This window comes from Variovorax sp. UMC13 (assembly GCF_014170375.1).
Lineage (GTDB): Bacteria > Pseudomonadota > Gammaproteobacteria > Burkholderiales > Burkholderiaceae_C > Variovorax.
This window is the reverse complement of record NZ_LZZW01000007.1, coordinates 123,705-145,380: the sequence shown is the minus strand read 5'-3', so window position 1 is coordinate 145,380 and position 21,676 is coordinate 123,705. Positions and strand designations below refer to the sequence as shown.

The window sequence follows — 21,676 nt, the reverse complement described above, 5'->3', positions numbered from 1 at the left end:
GCTTTGCGGGCCCGGTGGCGCCGTTCAGGTCCGGCGCTTGGGCTTGGGCGCGATCTCGGCCTCGGTGGCCGGGTCGAACAGCTGCAGGTCCGGCAGTGCCGCCGGTGCCGCTGGCGCCGGCGTGTCGATGTCGAACGACAGCCAGTCGGACGGTGCCGGCGTCGGGCGCTGCGAAGGGTCCAGGGGCGTCAGCGCCGCCGGTGCCGTCGTGGCGAGCAGCGTGGTGTCGAAATCGATGATCCCGTTGGCCGCCTCGCGCTGTGCGCGTCCGATGGCCGCCAGCTCCGTCTCGCGTGCCAGGCCCTCGTCGAGCGTGCCGTAGATCGATGGCAGCGAGGCGCCTGGCACCGTGACCGCGGCGTCCCTCAGCGCATCCGGCTGGGTCTCCTGCATCTCGTGGCGCGCCTGCAGGTCGACCTCCAGCATCGTCGACTCCAGCCCCGCATCGTGGGTGTCGAGGAAGGACAGCGGCGTCACCGGGGTCGGCGGCGCGCTGTGGGGGTCGATGACCTCCTTGGCCACCGAGTACAGCAGCAGCAGTTCGCGATAGGCCGCCAGATCGAAACTCTCGTCGCCTCCGCGGGCGCCGGGCTTGCGGAACACCAGTTCCTCGATCAGGCCCAGGGTGTCAGGACCGGGCCAGTGGGCCTCGATGCGCGCCAGGGCTTCCCGGTAGTGCTCGAGGCCGTTGCCGGCTTCGGCGAAGTGCTCGAACACCGGCACCTCGGCATTGAAGGCGCGTTCGAACTCGCCGGCCACCCGCGCATAGTCTTCACGGCGTTCCAGCGAATGGTAGATGCGCAGCAGGTCCAGGTAGGCGAGCGCACTGGTCTCCGGGTTGTCGGCGATGTGCTCGCTGAGGACGGCGATGGCCTGGTCATGCTGGCCCAGCGAGACGAAGAAGTCCGACTGCTGCTGCACGTCGAACAGCTCCTCGGTGTTGACATAGCGGGCCGGCGGCTCGGCCTGTTCCAGCGACTGCGGCACCGTGTCGTCGAAATGCACGTTGTGCACCACGGGCTCGGCGATCGATGCGCTGGCGGCACTCGCAGCAGCCAGGGCCGCCGGCCGCGCGTCGGCATCCGGGACGCCGTGCACGGCAGCGGCAGCGGCGGGAGGCTCGATCGCCTCGGGCGCAAAGTTGCTGGGTCCGCCGTCGTCCTTGAGCGGCGCGTCGCCCCACCATGCGGGCCGATCGCCGCCATTGCGCACCAGGCGGTACAGCAGGGCCAGGGCGACGAGCGCGATCAGCAGCAACAGCACCAGGAGGTAGACCAGCGGATTGGCGTAGCGGCTGTCGCGCGCCTCGGCCAGTTCGCTGCGCATCTCCATCAGCATGCGCTGGTTCTGGGCGCTTTGCTCGCGCAGCGTCTTGAGGGTCGCCTCGAGGGATTGCAGGCGTTCGTTGGCGCGCTGCAGCTCCTCGGACGGCACGGCAGCCGCGGCGTCGACGGCCGCCGGCGCCGATGCGCCTTGGGCCGGGGGTGCCGCGGCCGAAGCCCCGGCCACCGGCGCCGACGCCACAGCAGCAGGGTTGCGCACCGAGGTCGGCTCCAGCCCTTCGAGCTGCAGACGGGCGCCGCTGGCCGTGGGCTGAGGGGCCGGTACGGCGGCGACCGCCGGTGCTGCCGGCGCGGCGGCCGCGACCACGGGTGGCTTGGCCGATGCCACGGCGCGGCGCGGCGCAGCCGCCCGCTGCACCGGGCGGCGGGCTTCGCCGGCGTCGACGGTGCGGTTGCGCGCAACGGCCGGCCGCGGTGCCGGCGGGCGAACGCGCTCGCGCGGCGCCGGAGCGGGCGGCGCTGCCGTGCCGCTGTCGGCATCGGAAGCCCAGGAAGAAGACGAGGCGCCGCTGCGCGTGCCGCCGAGAGACTCGCTGCGAGCACCGACGGAAGGCAGGGCGCGCGCGACGGCCGTCTCCGCGCTGCCGACGACGCCCACATCGGAAGGCATGTCGGCCAGCAGCACGTACTGGCGCGAGGAATTCATCTGGCAGCCGGCGCGCACCGTCAGCTGCAGCACCGGCTCGTCGACGGGCACGCTCGAACGCACATGCAGGCGCACGGTGCCCGGCGTCGCGCCTGCGCCTGCAGATACAGTCACGCGTCGATCGTCGACGCGCGTGCTGCCCTGCATGAGCTCGACTTCCGCGCACAGCGCGTCCCGGCTGTCACCTTCGGCCAGCGTCACCGGGATCACGAGGTCGAGCGGACGCCCGACCCACGCGGCACCCTGCGGCTGGCCGAGCGTCAACGCGATCGAAGGCAGGGCAAAGCCGAGTAAAAACAGGGGCGCCGCGAGTTTGTGAAAGTGCAAGATGAACCCAGAAGGCAACCTAAAGTAAACACATTTTGACACGTTTGTCACGCTACCCATTACACACCGGATCTTTATCAAAATGATTGTGAACTATTCCAAAGTGGCCGTGGTCGGCGCCGGCGCCATGGGCCGCGGCATCGCCCAGATCGCGGCGCAGGCCGGCAGCACCGTGCTGATTTTCGACACTTTCGCCGGCGCGGCCGAACGCGGCCGCGGCGCGGTCGTGGCGCAGTGGCAAAAGCTGCACGAAAAGGGAAAGTTCGACGCGGCCCAACTGGCGGCGTTGAGCGAGCGGCTGCATGCGGTCGAGTCGCTCGGCGCGCTGGCCGATTGCGACCTGGTCATCGAGGCGGTGGTCGAAGACATGGCGGTCAAGCGCCAGCTGTTCCGTGAACTGGAGGCCCTGGTGGCGCCGTCGGCCACGCTCGCGACCAACACTTCGTCGCTCTCGGTCACCGCCATCGCGGCCGGGCTCGCGCACCCGGAGCGGATCGCCGGCTTCCATTTCTTCAATCCGGTGCCGCTGATGAAGGTGGTCGAAGTCGTCGCAGGCTTCAAGACCGATGCCGCCGTGCTGAAGCAACTGGCGGGCTATGCGGCCCAGATGGGCCACAGCGCGGTGCAGGCGCAGGACACGCCCGGCTTCATCGTCAACCATGCGGGGCGCGGCTTCGGCACGGAGGCGCTGCGCATCGTGGGCGAAGGCGTGGCCGATTTCGCGACGGTCGACCGCATCCTCCGGGACCAGGCCGGCTTCCGCCTCGGCCCCTTCGAGCTCATGGACCTCACGGCGCTGGACGTCTCGCATCCGGTGATGGAATCGATCTACCGCCAGTACTACGAGGAACCGCGCTACCGCCCCAGCGTGATCACCGCGCAGCGCCTGGCCGCAGGCGCGCTGGGCCGCAAGACCGGCGAAGGTTTCTACCGCTACGTGGACGGCACGGCGCAAGTCACGCCCGAACCCGCGGCGCCCACGGTCGATGTGCTGCCGCCGGTCTGGGTGTCGCCGCGCGCGGCCCGCCGCGCCGAGCTGCTCAAGCTGGTCCATACGCTGGGCGCGCAGATCGAAACCGGTGCCGCGCCCTCCTCGCTCGCACTGATCCTGGTCGCACCGCTGGGCTTCGACGTGACCACCGTGGCCGCGGTCGAGCGCCTCGATGCGACGCGTACCGTGGGCATCGACCTGATGATCGACGATGCCGCGACCAAGCGCCGCGTGCTGGCCACCAACCCCGCGACCCGGCGCGACATGCGCGATGCGGCGCACGCCCTGTTCGCGCGCGACGGCAAGGCGGTGAGCGTCATCCGCGACAGCGGCGGCTTCGTGACGCAGCGCGTGGTCGGCACCATCGTCAACATCGCGGCCGACATGTGCCAGCAGCGCGTCTGCTCGCCGGCCGACCTCGAGACCGCGGTGCGCCTGGGCCTGGGCTATCCGCGCGGCCCGCTCGCAATGGGCGACCTGTACGGCCCGACCAACATGCTGGAGGTGCTGTTCAACCTGCAGACCGTCTACGGCGACCCGCGCTATCGCCCGAGCCCCTGGCTGCGCCGGCGCGGCGCGCTGGGCCTGAGCCTGATGCACGAAGAAGAATGAAGCCATAGACCGGACCGGAGACAGCATGACCGCCGAACTCAAGAGCACGACCGAAGGCAGCACGATGGTGCTGACCCTCTCCAACCCCTCGCTGCGCAATGCGCTCGATCCGGCCATTTATGCGGCCGGCGTCGAGGCCCTCAACGGCGCCGAGAACAGCGCCGACATCCGCAGCGTGGTCATCGTGGGCGAAGGCCCGTGGTTCTGTGCCGGGGGCTCGCTGCAGCGGCTGCAGGCCAACCGGCAGCAGCCCGCTTCGGTGCAGGCCGAGTCGATCGAAGGCCTGCACAACTGGATCGATGCGATCCGCACCTTCCCCAAGCCGGTGATCGCGGCGGTCGAGGGCGCGGCCGCCGGTGCCGGCTTCTCGCTGGCGCTGGCCTGCGACCTGGTCGTGGCGGCGCGCGATGCGGTGTTCGCTGCCTCGTACATCAACGTCGGCCTCTCGCCCGACGGCGGCATGAGCTGGCACCTGGCGCAGGCGCTGCCGCGCCAGCTGGCCACCGAATGGCTCATGGGCGGCGAGCGCATCGCCGCGCCGCGCCTGCATGCGGCCGGCCTGGTCAACGAGCTGGCCGACACCGGCCAGGCGCTGTCGGCCGCGCTGCGGCTCGCGGCCCACCTGGACGGCAAGGCGCCCAATGCGCTGGCCAGCATCAAGGACCTGCTCAACGAGGCGCGCGGCAACGCGCTGTCGACGCAGCTCGCGCAGGAGCGCGACCAGTTCGTGCGCAACCTGCACCATCCCAACGCGGGGATCGGCATCGAGGCCTTCCTCGCCAAGCAGAAGCCCCGCTACGCGTGAGCTGACACGCGTCGCTCCCGAGACATCTTTGCCAACTTCAGTCGCCGACAGGACAGACCTATGGACGAGCCCATTCTTACCATCGACGAACGCGAGGCGATCAACAACGGTCGCTGGTTCTCTTCTCTTTCTCCCTCACTGCGACACGACATCCTCCGATGCGCCTACGTCAAACGTCACAAGGACGGCGATCTGCTCTGCGCCCGCGGCGACCCGCCCGAGCAATGGATCGCGTGCGCCCGGGGCGCGGTCCGCGTGAGCTCGACGACGGTGTCGGGCAAGCAGGTGACGCTGACCTACGTCGAGCCGGGCATCTGGTTCGGCGACGTGGCGATGTTCGACGGGGACCGGCGCACCCACGATGCCTATGCGCACGGCGACACCACCACGCTCAACGTGGCGCGCGCCGACTTCCAGAAGATCCTGGCCAACCACGTGGAGCTCTACGAAGCGCTGATGCGCCTGCAGGCGCGGCGCATCCGCCAGCTCTTCGGCCTGGTCGAGGACCTCAACACCCTGCCCCTGCGCGCGCGCCTGGCCAAGCAGCTCACGCACCTGGTGCGCAGCTACGGCGCCCCGGCGCTGGACGACGGCAGCCACATGCGCATCGGCCTGCATCTGGCGCAGGAAGAACTGGCGCAGCTGCTGGGCGCCTCGCGCCAGCGCGTCAACCAGGAGCTCAAGGCCATGGAGCGCGAGCACATCATCCGCATCGAACAGGGCGGCCTGGTGGTGCTCGACCGGGCCGGGCTCATGCGCCTGTCCGAAGCCGATCTTTGACGACGAACCCCTTCCCCACCCCATGACCCAGCAGGACTTCAGCAACTTCATCGGCACCCGCGCGGTCTCGCAGCAGCACGCCTTCGACGTCGACACGCTCGCCGCATGGCTCGAAGCGAACCTAGACGGCTTCAAGGGTCCGCTGACGGTGGAGATGTTCAAGGGCGGCCAGTCCAACCCGACCTACAAGCTGGTCACGCCCATGCAGAGCTACGTGATGCGCGCCAAGCCGGGCCCGGTCGCCAAGCTGCTGCCCTCGGCCCATGCGATCGAGCGCGAGTTCAAGGTGATGAGCGGGCTCGCCGGCACCGACGTGCCGGTGCCGCAGATGCACTGCCTGTGCGAAGACGAATCGGTCATCGGCCGCGCCTTCTACGTGATGGAGTTCAAGCAGGGCCGCGTGCTCTGGGACCAGGCCCTGCCCGGCATGGACACCGCCGAGCGCGGCGCGATCTACGACGAGCTCAACCGCGTGATCGCGGCCCTGCACAAGGTGAAGTTCGCCGAGCGCGGCCTGGCCGACTACGGCAAGCCCGGCAACTACTTCGAGCGCCAGATCGGCCGCTGGAGCAAGCAGTACGTCGCCTCGATCACCGAGCCCATCCCCGAGATGGACCGGCTGATGGAATGGCTGCCCGCCCACATGCCCGCGAGCGCGCGCGATGCATCGATGACCTCGATCGTGCACGGCGACTACCGGCTCGACAACGTGATGTTCCACCCGACCGAGCCGCGCGCCATCGCCGTGCTCGACTGGGAGCTGTCGACGCTGGGCCATCCGCTGGCCGACTTCAGCTACCACTGCATGTCCTGGCACATCGCGCCCGGCGCCTTCCGCGGCATCGGCGGGCTCGACGTCGAAAGCCTGGGCATCCCCACGCAGAACGCCTACATCCGCCGCTACTGCGAGCGCACCGGCCTGACCACGCCCGAAGCGCTGGCGCCCGACTGGAATTTCTACCTCGCCTACAACCTGTTCCGCATGGCGGCCATCCTGCAGGGCATCGCCAAGCGGGTCGAGGCCGGCACCGCCTCGAGCGAACAGGCGGTGGCATCGGGCCGCGGCGCGCGTCCCATGGCCGAGATGGCCTGGGCCTTCGCCAGCAAGGCCTGAGCGCCGAGATTCAACCGTTCACCCCAGGAGACGACCAATGGACTTCGAGTATTCCGCCAAGACCCAGGACTTGCAGAAGCGCGTGAGCGCTTTCATGGACGAGCACATCTATCCGGCCGAGGCCGCCTACACGGCCGAGCTGGCCGCCAACACGGCCGCGGGCAAGCGCTGGAGCGCGCTCAAGACCGTGGAGCAGGTCAAGGAGAAGGCCAAGGCCCAGGGCCTGTGGAACCTGTTCCTGCCGGTCGACAGCGCGGCCGCCTCGGGCTACGAAGGTGCCGGCCTGACCAACCAGGAATACGCGCCGCTGGCCGAGATCATGGGCCGGGTGCCATGGGCCTCGGAAGCCTTCAACTGCTCGGCACCCGACACCGGCAACATGGAGACCATCGCACGCTACGGCTCGGAAGCCATCAAGGCGCGCTGGCTCAAGCCGCTGCTCGAAGGCCAGATCCGCTCGGCCTTCGCCATGACCGAGCCCGACGTGGCCTCGAGCGATGCGACCAACATCGCCACCCGCATCGAGCGCCAGGGCAACGAGTACGTGATCAACGGCCGCAAGTGGTGGATCTCCGGCGCCGCCGACCCGCGCTGCGCGGTCTACATCACCATGGGCAAGACCGACCCCGAAGCGGCCCGGCATTCGCAGCAGAGCATGGTGATCGTGCCGGCCGACGCACCCGGCATCAAGGTGATCCGCCCGCTCAACGTGATGGGCTACGACGATGCGCCGCACGGCCACGTCGAGATGACCTTCGAGAACGTGCGCGTGCCGGTCGACAACATCCTGCTGGGCGAAGGCCGCGGCTTCGAGATCGCCCAGGGGCGCCTCGGCCCGGGACGCATCCACCACTGCATGCGCCTGATCGGCCTGGCCGAGCGCGCGCTCGAGCTGATGTGCCGCCGCGCCTCCTCTCGCGTGGCCTTCGGCAAGACCGTCGCCTCGCAGACCGTCACGCAGGAACGCATCGCCGAAGCGCGCTGCAAGATCGACATGGCGCGCCTGCTCACGCTCAAGGCCGCCTGGCTGATGGACGTGGCTGGCAACAAGGTCGCGAAGAACGAGATCGCGATGATCAAGGTGGTGGCGCCGTCGATGGCCTGCCAGGTGATCGACTGGGCCATGCAGGTCCATGGCGGCGGCGGCATGTCCGACGACTTCCCGCTCGCCAACGCCTACGCACACGCCCGCACGCTGCGCTTCGCCGACGGTCCGGACGAAGTGCACCGCAATGCGATCGCCAAGTGGGAGCTGGGCCGCTACGCCGCCGACAAGCGCGAGATCGAGCCGCCCGTCACGCGCTTCTGATCCACCCGAGGCCGTGAAGCCGCCCGCGCCTTGCTGCGCCGGCGGCTTTTTTTGCGCCCGTGCTAGAGCGGCTTCTGCATGAACAGCGCCGAGCCGAAGGCCGGATCGAGCTGGTAGCCCGCGAAGCCTTCGCGCTCGTAGGCGCGCACCGCCGGCGCATTGCCCTGCAGCACCTCCAGCGTGAGCTTGCAGGCGCCGCGCGCCACGGCCTCTGCCTCCACGCGCGCGAGCATGCGCTGCGTGATGCGCTGGCCGCGATGGCTGGCCGCCACCACCACGTCGTGCACGTTCACCAGCGGACGGCAGGCAAAGGTGGAGAAGCCCTCGATGCAGTTGATCAGGCCGACCGCCTGCGCACCGTCGAAGGCCAGCACGCTGAAGGCCTGTGGCCGCGCCGCGAGCGCGGCCGGCAGGCCCGCGCGCACCGTGTCGCTCAGCGGCTGGCCGCCGCCGGCCGGATCGCGCGCATAGGCATCGAGCAGATTCACCAACGCCGCGGCGTGGACAGGATGGCCGTAGTCGGCCAGGACGATATCGATCACACAGGCTCCAGTCGCCGGGCGTCGGCCGCCGGCATTTCGATTCGAATGGCATCACCGGCGCGGACCTCCCCGCCTTGGCACACCACGGCCATCACGCCCGCCTTGCGCACCAGTTCGCCCCGGGCGTCGCGCGCCAGCGTGGCGGCCATCAGGCCGCGCTGGAAGCGGTCGATCTGGCTGCAGGGGTTGCGCAGCCCGGTGAGCTCGACCACGGCGTCCGCGCCGATGTGCAGCCGCGTGCCGGTGGGCAGTTCCAGCAGCGCGATGCCCTGCGTCGTGAGGTTCTCGCCCAGGTCCCCGGGCCAGACCGCGAAGCCCGCGGCCATGAGCTCGTCGAACAGCTCGGCGTGGATCAGGTGCACCTGCCGCAGGTTGGGGGCGCCCGGGTTGCGCGCGACGCGCGAGCGGTGCTGGACCGTGGTGCCGGCATGTGCGTCGTCCTCGACACCCAGCCCCGCGATCAGTCGGATCGCGGGCTCGGTGAACTTGGAGAAGCTGTGCAGCGTGCTGCGATGCACCGCGCTCACCGTGGCGCCCGCCATCTCAGTCCTCGAGCGTGGCCGCCATGCGCCGCGCGAAGGCGTCGGCCTGCTCGCGGTCGCGCGCCTCCACCATCACGCGCACCAGCGGCTCGGTGCCGCTGGCCCGGATCAGCACCCGGCCCGCATCGCCCAGCTCGGCTTCGGTGCGCCGCGTCTCGGCGGCCAGCGCGGCATTGCCCTTCCAGTCCTGGCCGGGCCGGAGCCGCACGTTGATCATGGTCTGGGGGAACAGCACCACGTCGGACAGCAGCTCGGCCACCGTCTTGCCGCTGCGCTGGCAGGCCTGCAGCACCTGCAGCGCGCTCACGATGCCGTCGCCGGTGGTGTGGCGGTCGAGCGCGAGCAGATGGCCCGAGCTCTCGCCGCCCAGCAGCCAGCCGCGCTTCTCGAGCTCCTCGAGCACGTAGCGGTCGCCGACCTTGGCGCGCACGAACTCGATGCCCAGCTTGCGCAGCGCGATCTCCACCGCCTTGTTGGTCATCAGCGTGCCCACCACGCCCACCGGCTTCTCGCCGCGCTCGATGCGCTCGCGCACCATCAGATAGAGCAGTTCGTCGCCGTTGAACAAGCGGCCGCTGGCGTCCACCAGCTGCAGCCGGTCGGCGTCGCCGTCGAGCGCGATGCCGTAGTCGGCCTGCTGCGCCGTGACGGCGGCCACCAGCGCCTCGGGATGCGTCGCGCCGACGTTCTTGTTGATGTTGAGTCCGTCGGGCGAGACGCCGATGGTGCTGACCTCCGCGCCCAGCTCGTGGAACACGTTGGGCGCCACCTGGTAGGCCGCGCCGTGCGCGGCGTCGACCACCAGCTTCATGTCGCGCAGCGTGAGGTCGTTGGCGAAGGTGCTCTTGCAGAACTCGATGTAGCGGCCCGAGGCGTCGTCGAGGCGGCGGGCCCGGCCGAGGTTGGCCGAATCGGCCCACACCGGGGCCTCCTCCAGCGCGGCCTCGACCGCCAGTTCCCAGGCATCGTCGAGCTTGGTGCCCTGCGCGCTGAAGAACTTGATGCCGTTGTCGGCGAAGGCGTTGTGGCTGGCGCTGATCACCACCCCCAGGCTGGCGCGCTGCGCCCGCGTGAGGTAGGCCACGCCGGGCGTCGGCAGCGGACCGAGCAGCACCACGTCGACGCCGGCCGAGTTGAAGCCCGATTCGAGCGCCGATTCGAGCATGTAGCCCGAGATCCGCGTGTCCTTGCCGATCAGCACCACCGGGCGCTTCTGGGTCTTCTTGAGCACCCGGCCCACGGCATGCGCGAGGCGCAGCACGAAGTCGGGAGTGATGGGGGCCTGGCCGACCGTGCCGCGAATGCCGTCGGTGCCGAAATACTGTCGTGTCATGGTGTCGTCTTGTCTTGGTGATCTTGTGTCTGGGCGTCCTGCTCCGCCTGCCGCACGGCCAGCGCCGCGACGGTGTCGCGCACATCGTGCACGCGCAGGATGACAGCGCCGCGCTCGGCCGCCAGCAGGGCTGCGGCCACGCTCGGCACCATGCGCTCGCCTGCGTGCTCGATGCCGGTCACGGTGCCGAGCGAGGACTTGCGCGACCAGCCGGCCAGCAGCGGGTAACCCAGGTCCAGCAGCGCGCGCTGCCGCGCCAGCAGGGCGAAATTCTGCCTCACGGTCTTGCCGAAACCGATGCCGGGGTCGAGCACGATGCGTGAGGGGTCCACGCGCAGGTCGCGCAGGGCCTGTGCGTGGGCCGCAAGGAACGCGCGCACCTGGGGCACCACATCGCCCTCCATGGGCTGGGCCTGCATGGTCTGCGGATCGCGGTGCATGTGCATCAGGCAGATGCCGCACGACGGGTGCTGCGCCACCGCTGCCAGCGCATCAGGTTGCCGCAGCGCCCAGATGTCGTTGACGATGTCCGCGCCCAAGTCGAGCACGGCGCGCATCACCCCGGCCTTGGAGGTGTCTACCGAAATCGGCACGCCCAGGCGCACCGCCTCGCGCACCACCGGCAGCACGCGCTCGAGCTCCTGATCCAGCGGCACCGCCGGGCTGCCCGGCCGGGTCGACTCGCCGCCGATGTCGAGCATGTCGGCGCCTTGCGCCACCAGGGCCTCGCAGTGCCGCAGCGCGGCCTGGGTCGAGGCATGGGCACCGCCGTCGGAGAAGGAATCGGGTGTGACGTTGACGATGCCCATCACGCGCGGTCGCGACAAGTCGACCAGGAAGCGCGTGGTGCGCCAGTTCGAAGGAGCTGTGGTCATGCGCTGGCCCCAGGACGAAAAAACGGGGCCAAAGGCCCCGTCGATCTGCACTGCGCCATGCTCAGGCCGCGGTGGGCGCCGGATCGGTCGCGACCGCCGGCGTGCCGCCGCTGCCGCCGTTGTTCGACGGCGGGATGCGCGGCGTCCAGTCCTTGGGCGGACGCGGTTCGCGGCCGGCCATGATGTCGTCGAGCTGTTCCGAGTCGATGGTTTCCCACTCGAGCAGGGCCTTGGCCATGGCGTGCATCTTGTCGCTGTTCTCCTCGATCAGGCTGCGCGCCAGCGCGTACTGCTCGTCGATGATGCGACGCACTTCGCCGTCGACCTTTTCCATGGTCTGTTCGCTCATGTTGGTCGTCTTGGTGACCGAGCGACCCAGGAACACTTCGCCTTCGTTCTCGGCGTAGACCATCGGGCCCAGCGCATCGGTCATGCCGTAGCGCGTGACCATGTCGCGGGCGATCGAGGTCGCGCGCTCGAAGTCGTTGCTGGCGCCGGTGGTCATCTGGTGCATGAACACTTCCTCGGCGATGCGGCCGCCGAACAGCATGCTGATCTGGTTGAGCATGTACTCGCGGTCGTAGCTGTAGCGATCCTGCGCCGGCAGGCTCATGGTCACGCCCAGGGCGCGGCCGCGCGGGATGATCGTGACCTTGTGCACCGGGTCGCACTTGGGCAGCAGCTTGCCGATCAGGGCGTGGCCGGACTCGTGGTAGGCCGTGTTGCGGCGCTCTTCCTCGGGCATGACCATGCTCTTGCGCTCGGGACCCATGAAGATCTTGTCCTTGGCCTTCTCGAAGTCCTGCATCTCGACCACGCGCGCATTGCGGCGCGCGGCCATCAGCGCGGCCTCGTTGCACAGGTTGGCCAGGTCGGCGCCCGACATGCCGGGCGTGCCGCGCGCGATGATGCTCGCGTTGACGTCCTGGCCCAGCGGGACCTTGCGCATGTGCACGCCCAGGATCTGCTCGCGGCCGCGGATGTCCGGCAGCGTGACGTAGACCTGGCGGTCGAAACGGCCCGGGCGCAGCAGCGCGGCGTCCAGGATGTCCGGGCGGTTGGTGGCTGCCACGACGATCACGCCGAGGTTGGTTTCGAAGCCGTCCATCTCGACCAGCATCTGGTTCAAGGTCTGTTCGCGTTCGTCGTTGCCGCCGCCGAGGCCGGCGCCGCGCTGGCGGCCCACCGCGTCGATTTCATCGATGAAGATGATGCAGGGGGCGTTCTTCTTGGCGTTCTCGAACATGTCGCGCACACGGGCCGCGCCCACGCCGACGAACATCTCGACGAAGTCGGAACCCGAGATCGAGAAGAAAGGCACCTTGGCTTCGCCGGCGATCGACTTGGCCAGCAGCGTCTTGCCGGTGCCCGGAGGGCCGACCAGCAGCAGGCCGCGCGGGATGCGGCCGCCGAGCTTCTGGAAGCGGCCCGGGTCCTTCAGGAAGTCGACGACCTCCTTGACTTCTTCCTTGGCCTCGTCGCAACCCGCCACGTCGGCGAAGGTCACGTTGTTGGTGTTCTCGTCCAGCATGCGGGCCTTGCTCTTGCCGAAGCTGAAGGCCCCGCCCTTGCCGCCGCCCTGCATCTGTCGCATGAAGTAGACCCACACGCCGATCAGCAGCAGCATCGGCCCCCAACTGACCAGCAGCGTCATGAGGAGCGAGCCCTCTTCGCGCGGCTTGACGTCGAACTTGACGTTGTTGGCGATCAGGTCGCCGATCAGGCCACGGTCGAGGTAGGTGGCGGTGGTGCGGATGCGGCGATCGTCGTTGGTGATCGCCACGATCTCGCTTCCGCCGCCCTGGCCTTCCTGGATGGTGGCACTCTTGATGCGGTTACCGCGGACCTCTTCGAGGAAGTCCGAATAACCGACGCTGCCGGCGCCGGCGGCACCGCGGGTGTCGAACTGCTTGAACACAGTGAACAACACCATCGCGATGACAAGCCAGACGGCAACTTTGGAAAACCACTGATTGTTCAAACGAAGCTCCAGTCAAAAGCGCGTGACAGCGAAATGAAACTTCGCCCAGGTCACGCAATTGATGACCATTTTAGGCTTTTCAAGCCGTGAAACACCGTGATTTCCCGCAAGCAGCCACAGCCGGGGCACGGTTTTGCGCCCCTGCGCAGGTATCAATTCGTGTCGACGGCCTTCAGGCCGATGCCGACCATGAAGGTTTCGGAGGATTTGTCGCGCGAAGCCTTGGGCTTGATCGGCTTCACGGTCTTGAAGTTCGCCTTGAACAGCTGGGTCAGCTCGGCGTAGCCGCCGCCGTGAAAGAGCTTGGCGACCAGCGCCCCTTCGGGCTTCATGTGCTGGCGCGAGAAGTCGATCGCCAGCTCCACCAGGTGCGAGATCCGGGCCGCGTCGGCCGAGGCGATGCCCGAGAGATTCGGCGCCATGTCCGACACGACCACGTCGGCCTTGCGGCCCGCCAGCGCGGCTTCCAGCCTGGCCAGCACCTCATCCTCGCGGAAATCGCCCTGCAGGAAGGTCACGCCCTCGATCGGCTCCATCGGCAGGATGTCGAGCGCGATGATGGTGCCGTCCAGCGTGCCGGAGGCGGCGCCGCTGGGCGAAAGCCGACGCCGCACGTACTGGCTCCAGGCCCCCGGCGTCGAGCCCAGGTCGACCACCAGATGGCCGGGACGGATCAGTCCCAGCGTCTCGTCGATCTCCTTGAGCTTGTAGGCCGCGCGTGCGCGGTAACCCTCACGGGTGGCCAACTTGACGTACGTGTCGTTCACGTGATCGTTCAACCACGCCTTGTTGACCTTGTTGCTTTTCGTCTTGACTTTCATTCGCCTCGATAATACGGGCATGACAGCCATTCAACTTACCCCTGCGCAACGCAAGGTGCATCGCGCCGATGCCCACCACCTCGATCCGATCGTCATGATCGGTGGCGACGGGCTCACCCCGGCTGTCACGAAGGAAGCCGAAGCCGCCCTCAAGGCCCACGGCCTGATCAAGATCCGCGTCTTCTCCGACGACCGCGCGGCCCGCGAAGCCATGCTGGCCCAGCTGGCCGACGAACTCGACGCCGCGCCGATCCAGCACATCGGCAAGCTGCTGGTGCTGTGGCGCCCCAAGGTCGAGAAGGAACGCGTCATCGACGAAGACCGCATGCCCGGCCCGCGTGACGTCAAGGTGCTCAAGTACAGCAAGCGCGGCGGCCAGCGGCCCGAGATCAAGACCCTGCGCGTGCTGGGCAACCAGCGCCTGACGCCCGGCGGCACCATCAAGCGTGCCAAACCGCCGCGTCCGCTGTCGGCCAAGAAGCGCAACCAGGCAGACTGAACTTGGCGGCGGTGCAAGGCGCCCGGCGCCATATCCTCTGCATGAAGTGGGGCACGAAATACGGCCCCGAGTACGTCAACCGGCTCTACGCGATGGTGCGCCGCAACCTCAGCGGCGACTTCAATTTCGTCTGCCTGACCGACGACGGCCAGGGCATCCGCAGCGAGGTGCAGTGCCTGCCGATCCCGCCGCTCGACCTGGAGGTGCCCGCGGGCCAGCCGGACCGGGCCTGGAAGAAGCTCACCACCTTCGAGGCCGACCTGCACGGCCTGCGCGGCACCGCCCTCTTCCTCGACCTCGACGTGGTGGTGGTCGGCAGCCTCGACGCCTTCTTCGAGCTGCCAGGCGAGTTCCTGATCATCCACGACTACGCGCGGCCCTGGCGCACCGAGCGCATCACCGGCAATTCGTCGGTGTACCGCTTCGAGCTGGGTGCGCATGCCGACGTGCTGGCGTACTTCCGCGCCAACATGGACGCGGTGCAGGCCAAATTCCGCAACGAGCAGGCCTACCTGTCGGATTTCATGCACGCCCAGGGCCGGCTGCAGTACTGGCCCGACGCCTGGTGCCCGAGCTTCAAGTACCACGGCATCCCGACCTGGCCGACCAACTACTGGCAGGAGCCCTTCGTGCCCGAGGGTGCGCGCATCGTGGTGTTCCACGGCGAATGCAACCCGCCGGATGCGCTGGCGGGCCGGCGCAACCGCGCCTTCCGCTTCATCCGGCCGGCGCGCTGGATCGCCCGCTACTGGACCAGCGCCTGATCAGCCCCCGCTGCGGCGCCCCATGCGCCACAGCAGCACGCCGGTGCAGGCCCACTGCGCCAGGTACATGGCGCTGCCCACCGGGTGCCACAGCTTGAGGTTGTCGCGCGCCATGATGCGCGGCGCCACCGCGTACTGCTGCAGCAGCGCCAGCAGCAGCGCGGCCAGCACCAGGCCGATGGCGAAGCGGGTGTTGTCGTCGAAGCCCTGGTCGGCCTTCTGGCGCAGGTACATCAGCAGGACCAGGCCGCAGGCGATCGCGATCCAGCTCTGCGCCGCGAACAGCTGGCCGGCGAAGTTGCCGGCCACCGCAGGGTTGCCCAGCCTGGCGAACAGCATCGGCACCACCAGGAAGCCCACGGTGCTCAGGCTGCCCCACCAGAAGGCGGCCAGCAGCAGCGCGACACGGTCCTTCACGGCGCTCAGACGTAGCTGATCGCGACGATCTCGTAGTGCTTGAGCCCGCCGGGCGCCTGCACCTCGGCGGTGTCGCCCTCCTCCTTGCCGATCAGCGCGCGCGCGATCGGGCTGGAGATGTTGATCAGGCCCAGCTTCAGGTCGGCCTCGTCCTCGCCGACGATCTGGTACTTGACGGCTTCGCCCGTGCTCTCTTCCTCGAGCTCCACGGTGGCACCGAACACCACCTTGCCGCCGGCGTCGAGCTCGGTCGGGTCGATGATCTGCGCAGCCGAGAGCTTGCCTTCGATCTCCTGGATCCGGCCTTCGATGAAGCCCTGGCGGTCCTTGGCCACTTCGTACTCGGCGTTCTCGCTCAGGTCGCCCTGGGCACGCGCCTCGGAGATGGCGTTGATCACCCAGGGACGGTCGACCGTCTTGAGGCGATGGAGTTCTTCGCGCAGTTTTTCGGCGCCGCGCTTGGTGACGGGAATGGTGCTCATGTTCTGTTGCTCCAGAAAGCGAAAACGCCGAACGCTGCCGTTCGGCGATGCATGTGGGGAGAGAGGATCAGACGAGGGTTCGTCCGGTCAGCCGGCTCAGGATCGCGAGCGGGCTTGCCTCGGGATTGTATTGCCTCGCCGCGGGCAGATGCAGCGTCTGTTCGAGCATGTACTGGCCCGACATCACGGCATGCGAGGTCTGGTCGGAGAAGCAGACCCAGACCGAGCCGGCCGGGAAAGGCACGGTCTGCTGGGGCGCGTTCTTCTGGTAGTCGAGGTCGGCCTTCATGCCGTCGTGCAGCTGCAGCATCAGGTGGTCGTACTCGCTGCGCAGCGACTTGGTCACGCGCAGCGCGCGCAGCAGCCTCGCCTGCCAGGCCGAATAGGGCTTGGCGCGCGGCAGGAAGCGCTGCGCGACGGTCTCGAAGGGCTCGCCCACGCGCCAGACGCGCGGCAGGCCCTCGGGGTTGGCGTTGGTGAACACCCGCAGGATGCGCTCGCCGTAGTTGGGCCGCGAGGGGAAGGCATCGACGTGCATGCGCTTGTCGTCGGCGCGCCAGGACTGCACGCGCGTCTCGACCTGTGCCGGCCGGTAGCTGGTGGGTGCGAGCCGAAGCGCTGGCGTGTAGTGCGGCAGCAGGCCGTGGATCAGCTGCTGCGCCTGGGCGCGGAAGCGCCCCACCATCGCCGCCGCGGCGCGCTGCACCGCCTCGTCGCCCGCCGCGCCCTTGAGGCGGCCGTCGGCGTCGAGGCTGATGTTGCGCACCTTGGGCGCCAGCAGGCTGGGCGTCAGCAGGCTGCGTTCCTCCGGCAGAAGCTCGAAGCCCAGCCGGGGGAAGTACAGCACCTTGCCGGCTTCCAGGGCCGCGATCCACGCCGCATTGGGCGTGGCCGCGGCCCAGTCGGCCAGGTCGAGTTCGACGAGCTGCGCGTCCATGTCCGGCCTCAGGCCTGCGCCAGCTGCGCGTGCATCTCCTGCACCGAGATCACACCGAGTTCGTCCATGTGCTGCATGCCTTCGACCGCGGCTTCGGCGCCGAAGATCGTGGTGAAGGTGGTCACGCGGGCCAGCAGCGCCGAGGTGCGGATCTGGCGCGAGTCGGTGATCGCGTTGCGGCGCTCTTCGACCGTGTTGATGACCAGGGCGATCTCGTTGTTCTTGATCATGTCCACGATGTGCGGACGGCCCTCGGTCACCTTGTTGACGGTCGCGCAGGCGATGCCGGCGGCACCGATCGCGGCAGCCGTGCCCTTGGTGGCCGTCAGCTCGAAGCCCAGCTTGACCAGGCCGCGCGCCACTTCCACGGCACGCGCCTTGTCGTTGTTCTTCACCGAGATGAAGACCTTGCCCGACTTCGGCAGCAGCGTGCCGGCGCCCAGCTGCGACTTGACGAAGGCTTCGCCGAAGGTCTTGCCCACGCCCATGACTTCGCCGGTCGACTTCATCTCGGGGCCGAGGATGGTGTCCACGCCCGGGAACTTGACGAAGGGGAACACCGCTTCCTTGACGCTGAAGTACGGCGGCGTGACTTCCTTCGTGATGCCCTGCGAGGCCAGCGACTGGCCGGCCATGCAGCGCGCCGCCACCTTGGCCAGCTGGATGCCGGTGGCCTTGCTCACGTAGGGCACGGTGCGGGATGCGCGCGGGTTCACTTCGAGCACGTAGATGACGTCCTGGCCGTCCTTCTGCTGGATCGCGAACTGCACGTTCATCAGGCCGACCACGTTCAGCGCCTTGGCCATCGCGGCGCTCTGGCGCTTGAGTTCGGCGATGGTGTCGGCGTTGAGGCTGTAGGGCGGCAGCGAGCAGGCGGAGTCGCCCGAGTGCACGCCGGCCTGTTCGATGTGTTCCATCACGCCGCCGATCAGCGTGCCGCCTTCGGCGTCGCGGATGCAGTCGACGTCGCATTCCACCGCGTCGTTCAGGAAGCGGTCGAGCAGCACCGGCGAGTCGTTGCTCACCTTGACCGCTTCGCGCATGTAGCGCTCGAGGTCGCGCTGCTCGTGCACGATTTCCATCGCGCGGCCGCCCAGCACATAGCTCGGACGCACCACCAGCGGGTAGCCCAGGGCCGCGGCCTTCTCGAGCGCTTCGGGCTCGGTGCGCGCGGTGGCGTTCGGCGGCTGGCGCAGGCCCAGCTCGTGCAGCAGCTTCTGGAAGCGCTCGCGGTCTTCGGCCGCGTCGATCATGTCGGGCGAGGTGCCGATGATCGGCACACCGTTGGCCTCGAGGTCGAGCGCGAGCTTCAACGGCGTCTGGCCGCCGTACTGCACGATCACGCCGAGCGGCTTTTCCTTGTCGACGATCTCGAGCACGTCTTCGAGCGTCAGCGGCTCGAAGTACAGGCGGTCGGAGGTGTCGTAGTCGGTCGACACGGTCTCGGGATTGCAGTTGACCATGATGGTCTCGTAGCCGTCTTCGCGCATGGCGAGCGCGGCGTGCACGCAGCAGTAGTCGAACTCGATGCCCTGGCCGATGCGGTTGGGACCGCCGCCGAGCACCATGATCTTCTTCTTGTCCGTCGGGTCGGCTTCGCACTCGTCTTCATAGGTCGAGTACATGTAGGCGGTGTTGGTCGCGAACTCGGCCGCGCAGGTGTCGACGCGCTTGTAGACCGGACGCACGCCCAGGGCGCGGCGCTTCTCGCGGATCGCGGTGTCGGTGGTCTTCAGCTGGCGCGCGAGGCGGCGGTCGGAAAAGCCCTTCTTCTTCAACGCGAGCAACGTGTCGCGGTCGATGTCGTCCAGCGACTTGGTTTCCAGCTCGAGTTCGATCTTCACGATCTCTTCGATCTGCACCAGGAACCACGGGTCGATCTTGGTCAGTGCGAACACTTCGTCCACGGAGAGGCCCATGGCGAAGGCATCGCCCACGTACCAGATGCGCTCGGGGCCGGGCTCGCCCAGTTCCTTCTCGAGCACTTCGCGGTCCTGCGTCTTCTCGTTCAGGCCGTCGACGCCCACTTCGAGGCCGCGCAGCGCCTTCTGGAAGGATTCCTGGAAGGTGCGGCCCATGGCCATCACCTCGCCCACCGACTTCATCTGCGTCGTGAGGCGCGAGTCGGCCTGCGGGAATTTCTCGAACGCGAAACGCGGGATCTTGGTGACCACGTAGTCGATCGAGGGCTCGAAGGATGCCGGCGTGGCGCCGCCGGTGATCTCGTTGCGCAGCTCGTCGAGCGTGTAGCCCACGGCCAGCTTGGCCGCGACCTTGGCGATCGGGAAACCGGTCGCCTTGGAGGCCAGCGCCGAGGAACGCGACACGCGCGGGTTCATCTCGATGACGACCATGCGGCCGTCCTTGGGATTGATCGAGAACTGCACGTTCGAGCCGCCGGTGTCGACGCCGATCTCGCGCAGCACGGCCAGCGAGGCATTGCGCAGGATCTGGTATTCCTTGTCGGACAGGGTCTGCGCGGGCGCCACGGTGATCGAGTCGCCGGTGTGCACGCCCATCGGGTCCAGGTTCTCGATCGAGCAGACGATGATGCAGTTGTCAGCGGTGTCGCGCACCACTTCCATCTCGTACTCTTTCCAGCCCAGCAGCGACTCTTCGATCAGCAGCTCGTTGGTCGGCGAGGCTTCCAGGCCGCGCTTGCAGATGGTCTCGAACTCGTCGGGGTTGTAGGCGATGCCGCCGCCGGTGCCGCCGAGCGTGAAGCTCGGGCGGATCACGGTCGGGAAGCCCAGCGTCTTCTGCACCGCCCAGGCCTCGTCCATCGAGTGCGCGATGCCGGAGCGGGCCGAGCCCAGGCCGATCTTGGTCATCGCGTCCTTGAACTTCAGCCGGTCCTCGGCCTTGTCGATGGCTTCGGGCTTGGCGCCGATCAGCTCGACCTTGTACTTGTCCAGCACGCCGTTGCGCCACAGGTCCAGCGCGCAGTTGAGCGCCGTCTGGCCGCCCATGGTCGGCAGGATCGCGTCGGGCCGTTCCTTGGCGATGATCTTCTCGACCGTCTGCCAGGTGATCGGCTCGATGTAGGTGACGTCGGCCGTGGCCGGGTCGGTCATGATCGTCGCGGGGTTGCTGTTGATCAGGATGACCTTGTAGCCCTCCTCGCGCAGCGCCTTGCAGGCTTGCACGCCCGAGTAGTCGAACTCGCAGGCCTGGCCGATGATGATCGGGCCGGCGCCGATGATGAGGATGCTCTTGAGATCTGTGCGCTTAGGCATTCTTGTTTCCTGCTTTGTGCTTTTCCATCAATGCCGTGAAGCGATCGAACAGGTAGCCGATGTCGTGCGGGCCGGGCGAGGCTTCGGGGTGTCCCTGGAAGCAGAAGGCCGGCTTGTCGGTGCGCGCCAGGCCCTGCAGCGTGTTGTCGAACAGGCTGATGTGCGTGGCCCGCAGGTTGGCCGGCAGCGACTTCTCGTCGACCGCGAAGCCGTGGTTCTGGCTGGTGATGCTCACGCGGCCGTTGTCCAGGTCCTTCACCGGATGGTTCGCGCCGTGGTGGCCGAACTTCATCTTGAAGGTGTTGGCACCCGAGGCCAGCGCCATGATCTGGTGTCCCAGGCAGATGCCGAAGGTCGGGATGCCGGTCTCGATCAGTTCCTTGACGGCGTCGATCGCGTAGTCGCAGGGCTCCGGGTCGCCGGGGCCGTTGGACAGGAAGATGCCGTCGGGCTTGAGCTTCAGCACATCGGCCGCGGGCGTCTGCGCGGGCACCACGGTGATGCGCGCGCCGCGCTGGGCCAGCATGCGCAGGATGTTCTTCTTCACGCCGTAATCGAAGGCGACCACATGGAACCGGGGCGTGATCTGCACGCCGTAGCCCGCGCCGAGCTTCCACTCGGTCTCGGTCCACTCGTAGGTCTGCGCGACCGACACCACCTTGGCCAGGTCGAGGCCGGCCATGCTGGGCGCGCCCTTGGCGGCGGCAATGGCCTGGTCGATGTGCGCCTGCGTGACGGCTTCGCCAGCGGCCAGGCCCACGATGCAGCCGTTCTGCGCGCCGTGCGTGCGCAGGTGTCGCGTGAGCTTGCGGGTATCGATGTTGGCGATGGCCACCGTCTTGCTGCGCACCAGGTAGGCGTCGAGCGTCTCGGTCTGGCGGAAATTCGAGGCCAGGAGCGGCAGGTCCTTGATGATCAGGCCAGCGGCATGGACCTTGTCGGCTTCGATGTCTTCCTCGTTGACGCCGTAGTTGCCGATGTGCGGATACGTGAGCGTCACGATCTGCTGGCAGTAGCTGGGGTCGGTCAGGATTTCCTGGTAGCCGGTCATCGAGGTGTTGAACACCACTTCGCCGGCTGTGGAGCCGGTGGCTCCGATCGAATTGCCGAGAAAGACCGTGCCGTCTGCGAGCGCCAGGATGGCGGGAGGAAAAGCTCCCTTGAGAGACAAAAGCACTGGGTTCTCCGGATGGATGACGCCCAAAGCGAACCCAAGGTGCCCGACATGCAATGACATGCGATGAAGGGGCGGGCTGCGGCTTTCGTCGAAGGGTAAGCTTGTGTGCGCTGTGGGCGGGGTGTGAGCGGGAAAGCCGCTGA

At 68.2% G+C, this 21,676-nt stretch carries 19 protein-coding genes; 7 read left to right on the top strand and 12 right to left on the bottom strand.

Translation table 11 applies throughout. The annotated features are described in order from the left end of the window. Positions 1-24 precede the first annotated feature (24 nt). Complete coding sequence (locus A9977_RS04235) at positions 25-2,316, bottom strand: FimV family protein (RefSeq protein WP_183023633.1); 2,292 nt, start codon at positions 2,314-2,316, stop codon at positions 25-27. A gap of 82 nt (positions 2,317-2,398) precedes the next feature. Between A9977_RS04235 and A9977_RS04230 the strand changes: the two genes are divergently transcribed. The 5 genes from A9977_RS04230 to A9977_RS04210 are packed head-to-tail and all read left to right on the top strand — an operon-like array spanning position 2,399 to position 7,927. Next, a complete protein-coding gene (locus A9977_RS04230; RefSeq protein WP_183023632.1) occupies positions 2,399-3,919 on the top strand; it encodes a 3-hydroxyacyl-CoA dehydrogenase in 1,521 nt (506 codons plus the stop codon). Between the two features lie 25 nt (positions 3,920-3,944). Then, positions 3,945-4,724 carry an oxepin-CoA hydrolase, alternative type gene (locus A9977_RS04225; RefSeq protein ID WP_183023631.1) on the top strand — a complete coding sequence of 260 codons (780 nt, stop codon included), beginning with the start codon at positions 3,945-3,947 and terminating at the stop codon, positions 4,722-4,724. Between the two features lie 60 nt (positions 4,725-4,784). Next, positions 4,785-5,504 (top strand): Crp/Fnr family transcriptional regulator, encoded by a 720-nt coding sequence (locus A9977_RS04220; RefSeq protein WP_183023630.1) that lies wholly within the window; start codon positions 4,785-4,787, stop codon positions 5,502-5,504. A 22-nt stretch (positions 5,505-5,526) separates the two neighbouring features. Further along, positions 5,527-6,618, top strand: a complete 1,092-nt coding sequence (locus tag A9977_RS04215; RefSeq protein ID WP_183023629.1) for a phosphotransferase — start codon at positions 5,527-5,529, stop codon at positions 6,616-6,618. Between the two features lie 37 nt (positions 6,619-6,655). After that, positions 6,656-7,927, top strand: a complete 1,272-nt coding sequence (locus A9977_RS04210) for an acyl-CoA dehydrogenase family protein (RefSeq protein WP_183023628.1) — start codon at positions 6,656-6,658, stop codon at positions 7,925-7,927. A 62-nt stretch (positions 7,928-7,989) separates the two neighbouring features. Here A9977_RS04210 and A9977_RS04205 read toward each other — a convergent pair whose 3' ends face one another. The 6 genes from A9977_RS04205 to A9977_RS04180 form a co-directional block, all read right to left on the bottom strand. Continuing rightward, a complete protein-coding gene (locus A9977_RS04205) occupies positions 7,990-8,469 on the bottom strand; it encodes a GNAT family N-acetyltransferase (protein WP_183023627.1) in 480 nt (159 codons plus the stop codon). Further along, positions 8,466-9,011 (bottom strand): MOSC domain-containing protein, encoded by a 546-nt coding sequence (locus A9977_RS04200; protein WP_183023626.1) that lies wholly within the window; start codon positions 9,009-9,011, stop codon positions 8,466-8,468. Before A9977_RS04200 ends, A9977_RS04205 begins: the two co-directional genes overlap by 4 nt. Position 9,012: 1 nt before the next feature. Continuing rightward, positions 9,013-10,344: a phosphoglucosamine mutase gene (gene glmM, locus A9977_RS04195; RefSeq protein ID WP_183023625.1), complete on the bottom strand. Its 1,332-nt coding sequence runs from the start codon at positions 10,342-10,344 to the stop codon at positions 9,013-9,015. Further along, entirely contained in the window at positions 10,341-11,219 is an 879-nt protein-coding gene (gene folP, locus A9977_RS04190) for a dihydropteroate synthase (RefSeq protein WP_183023624.1), read from the bottom strand. Before folP ends, glmM begins: the two co-directional genes overlap by 4 nt. Before the next feature lie 61 nt (positions 11,220-11,280). Beyond that, positions 11,281-13,200: an ATP-dependent zinc metalloprotease FtsH gene (gene ftsH / locus A9977_RS04185; protein WP_183023623.1), complete on the bottom strand. Its 1,920-nt coding sequence runs from the start codon at positions 13,198-13,200 to the stop codon at positions 11,281-11,283. Between the two features lie 152 nt (positions 13,201-13,352). Beyond that, positions 13,353-14,021 carry an RlmE family RNA methyltransferase gene (locus A9977_RS04180; RefSeq protein WP_183023622.1) on the bottom strand — a complete coding sequence of 223 codons (669 nt, stop codon included), beginning with the start codon at positions 14,019-14,021 and terminating at the stop codon, positions 13,353-13,355. Between the two features lie 19 nt (positions 14,022-14,040). Here A9977_RS04180 and A9977_RS04175 point away from each other — a divergent pair, with 19 nt between their 5' ends. Continuing rightward, the gene (locus tag A9977_RS04175; RefSeq protein WP_183023621.1) at positions 14,041-14,520 is read left to right on the top strand and encodes a YhbY family RNA-binding protein; all 480 of its coding nucleotides are present in this window, start codon (positions 14,041-14,043) and stop codon (positions 14,518-14,520) included. 41 nt (positions 14,521-14,561) lie between these two features. Next, positions 14,562-15,284: a glycosyltransferase gene (locus A9977_RS04170; RefSeq protein WP_259651806.1), complete on the top strand. Its 723-nt coding sequence runs from the start codon at positions 14,562-14,564 to the stop codon at positions 15,282-15,284. On the opposite strand, the gene A9977_RS04165 is transcribed toward A9977_RS04170, so the two are convergent. The 5 genes from A9977_RS04165 to carA all read right to left on the bottom strand — a co-directional run bounded on the left by A9977_RS04165 (position 15,285) and on the right by carA (position 21,533). Then, positions 15,285-15,701: a DUF4149 domain-containing protein gene (locus A9977_RS04165; protein ID WP_183023619.1), complete on the bottom strand. Its 417-nt coding sequence runs from the start codon at positions 15,699-15,701 to the stop codon at positions 15,285-15,287. Between the two features lie 5 nt (positions 15,702-15,706). Further along, a complete protein-coding gene (gene greA / locus A9977_RS04160) occupies positions 15,707-16,183 on the bottom strand; it encodes a transcription elongation factor GreA (RefSeq protein WP_183023618.1) in 477 nt (158 codons plus the stop codon). Between the two features lie 67 nt (positions 16,184-16,250). Beyond that, entirely contained in the window at positions 16,251-17,120 is an 870-nt protein-coding gene (locus tag A9977_RS04155; RefSeq protein ID WP_183023617.1) for a Kdo hydroxylase family protein, read from the bottom strand. Between the two features lie 8 nt (positions 17,121-17,128). Continuing rightward, entirely contained in the window at positions 17,129-20,356 is a 3,228-nt protein-coding gene (carB, locus tag A9977_RS04150) for a carbamoyl-phosphate synthase large subunit (protein WP_183023616.1), read from the bottom strand. Continuing rightward, positions 20,349-21,533 (bottom strand): glutamine-hydrolyzing carbamoyl-phosphate synthase small subunit, encoded by a 1,185-nt coding sequence (gene carA / locus A9977_RS04145; RefSeq protein WP_183023615.1) that lies wholly within the window; start codon positions 21,531-21,533, stop codon positions 20,349-20,351. Before carA ends, carB begins: the two co-directional genes overlap by 8 nt. Between the last annotated feature and the right edge of the window lie 143 nt (positions 21,534-21,676).